3 protein-coding genes are annotated in these 2,736 nt (G+C 74.4%); 1 reads left to right on the forward strand and 2 read right to left on the reverse strand.

All coding sequences use genetic code 11. The features are described 5' to 3' along the window. Window positions 1-942, reverse strand: a 942-nt coding sequence (locus K6I34_RS35120) for a serine/threonine-protein kinase (protein ID WP_229332084.1), incomplete at its 3' end; no start/stop codon positions are given. Then, on the reverse strand, window positions 924-1,853 hold the full coding sequence (locus K6I34_RS35125; RefSeq protein WP_229332085.1) for an oxygenase MpaB family protein: 930 nt from the start codon (window positions 1,851-1,853) through the stop codon (window positions 924-926). The genes K6I34_RS35120 and K6I34_RS35125, both read right to left, overlap by 19 nt. A gap of 196 nt (window positions 1,854-2,049) precedes the next feature. On the opposite strand from K6I34_RS35125, the gene K6I34_RS35130 reads away from it, so the two are divergent. Next, on the forward strand, window positions 2,050-2,736 hold a 687-nt coding region (locus K6I34_RS35130; RefSeq protein WP_229332086.1), incomplete at its 3' end, for an alpha/beta fold hydrolase.

The raw sequence follows: 2,736 nt of genomic DNA on the forward strand, positions 1-2,736 counted from the left end.
CAGCCGTACCGAGGGCCGCAGGGGCCGCGGCCGCACCTCGGTCAGGGTACGGGGAACGGTGGCGACGGGCCCGGGCAGCCCGGGAAGTTCGGACAGGGCGAGCTCCAGCAGGCGTTCGTGGAGCGCGCCGGCGTCGGCCGGGCGGGCGTCCGGCGCCTTCGCGAGCAGGTCGAGGACGATCCGCTCGAAGGCCCCGGGGAGTTCGGCCCGCAGCTCGCGCAGTGGTGTGGGCGGGGTGTCGCGGTGGCCGACGAGGATGGCCCAGGCATCGTCCATGTCGAACGGCGGGGCACCGGTGGCGATCTCGTACAGCACGCAGCCCAGCGAGTAGAGGTCGCTGCGGTGGTCGACCTGGCCGCCGCCGATCTGCTCGGGCGACATGTAATGGGGGGTGCCCATGGCGATGCCGGTGCCGGTGAGACGGCTGGAGAAGCCGATGTCGTGGCCGAGGCGCGCGATGCCGAAGTCGCATATCTTCACGGTGCCGTCCGTGAGCCGCATGATGTTGGCGGGCTTGAGGTCGCGGTGCACCACGCCCTGCCGGTGGGTGTAGGCGAGGGCGGCGGCGACCTGCTCGGCGATCCCGATCACCTCCGGGACGGGCAGGGGGTGCTGCTTGTTGTCCTCCAGGAGCTCGCTGAGGTTGCGGCCGTCGAGCAGCTCCATCACCAGGAAGAGCACGCCGTCGGACTCGCCGAAGTCGTGGATGACGGTGATGCCGCGGTGCTGGAGCCCCGCCGCGACGCGCGCCTCGCGGCGGAACCGCTCGCGCAGCACCCGCAGGTACGACGGCTCGTGGCGCGGGCCCATCGGCTTGAGGCACTTGACGGCCACCTGGCGGCCCAGCGATTCGTCGCGGGCACGCCACACCTCGCCCATACCGCCCCGCCCGATCCGGTCGAGCAGCAGGTACCGGCCCTGGATCAGCCTGGATTCCGCCATCCCTCGCCGCCGCCCCCGTCGCGTCGCAGTGCCCCTCCCGGCCCGTCCAGTATGGCGGCCCGTCTTTGCAGCCGGGAGGAGGAAGGACGGGTACCGGGCCCGAGCCTGCCCACCGCCCGGAGGATGTGTTTGGGCGGGAGTTGCCAGCGTACGGTGGCGGGGACGCCGCGCAGTACAGTACCTGTGAGGCGCAGGTGACGGGTGACCGCCGGGGCCGGGGGCGCGGGCCTTCCGTAGAGCTCGTGCGCCCAGGAGGGCAGGGCCCCGTAGGCGAGGGGAGCCACCACCCGCCCCCACAGCAGCGCGCGTGCCGGTGCCAGCGCCGGGTGTGCCGGGGGCCGCCGCAGGAAGTCGTCCACCTGACGGGCCTCGGGGGTGAGGGCCAGCGCGGGGCGCGCCTTCTCGAAGTAGGCGGCCATCTCCGCCGTCGTCCCCGGGACGGCCGCGGGGTCGAGGCCCACGAGGCGGGCGGAGACGCGGTGTTCGTCCAGGTACGCGTCGGCCTGGGCGTCGGTGAGGGCGAAGCCGGAGCGGCGGACCACCTGGAGGTAGGAGTCGACCTCGGCGCAGTGCACCCACAGCAGCAGGTCCGGGTCGTCGACGCCGTAGCGCTCGCCGGTGTCCGGATCGACGGCCGAGAGCCGCCGGTGGATGCCGCGGACGGCCGCGCCCGCGCGCTCGGCGGCCCCGGTGGTGCCGTAGGTGGTGGTGCCGACGAAGTGGGCGGTCCGGCGCAGGCGTCCCCAGGCGTCCTGCCGGAAGTCGGAGTTCTGGGTGACCCCGCGGACGGCACGGGGGTGCAGCGCCTGGAGCCACAGCGCACGGATCCCGGCGATCCACATCATCGGGTCGCCGTGCAGCTGCCAGGCCACGGAGGCGGGCCCGAAGAGCCCGGGGTCGGCGTCCGGCATCGGCTGCACCTCCGTGGGTCGGCTGGGACTCCTCACCGTACTGGGCCCAGGGGCGCGGCTGTGACCTGCTGTTGCGCCATTCCCTTCCGCCCGTGGCGGCGCGTGCGGCACCTGCGACAACGCCCGGATATCACCTACTCGGGTGATTCGACGTGGTCCGGGGCAGGACGCGCGTACGGATGGGCAGGAGCTCGCCGTGAGCCCTCAGCCGCCTCTCACCGCGGAGCAGGCCCGCCGCCTGCCCGACTACCCCTTCCAGGGGCGGTGGTTCAGCCACGGCGCGTGGCACCAGCACTATCTGGACGAGGGCCGGGGCAGGCCCGTCCTGATGGTGCACGGCAGCCCGACGTGGAGCTACCTGTGGCGGCGTCTCGTCCTGGGGCTGCGGGGCCGGTACCGCTGTGTCGTCCCCGATCTGCGGGGCATGGGGCTCTCGGACCGGGCGCGCGACCTGGAGGGCGAGCTCCTCGCCGAGAACCGCGCGAAGGACCTGGCGCGCCTCGTGGACCACCTCACGGCGCAGGGCGGGGCGCCGCGCCGTGGCTGGACGCTGGTCGTGCACGACTGGGGCGGTCCCGTCGGCCTGTGGTGGGCCCATCTGCGTCCCGGTGTCGTGGACCGCCTGGTCGTGCTCAACACGGCGGCCTTCCCCATGCCGCCGGGGTACCGGCTGCCGTGGGCGGTGCAGGCCCTGCGGCAGCGGACGGTGGGCCGCGTCGCGCACGCGTCCAACGCCGTGGCCCGCGTGGCCCTGCGGCAGGGCCCGCGGCGCCCGTTGCCGCAGGCCGTCCACGACGCCTACCTGGCGCCCTACCGGCACCAGCGGGACCGTTCCGCGCTCGTCCGCTTCGCGCGGGAGTTCCCCCTCTCCCCCGCCGACCCC

This window comes from Streptomyces sp. UNOC14_S4, assembly GCF_020740835.1.
GTDB lineage: Bacteria > Actinomycetota > Actinomycetes > Streptomycetales > Streptomycetaceae > Streptomyces.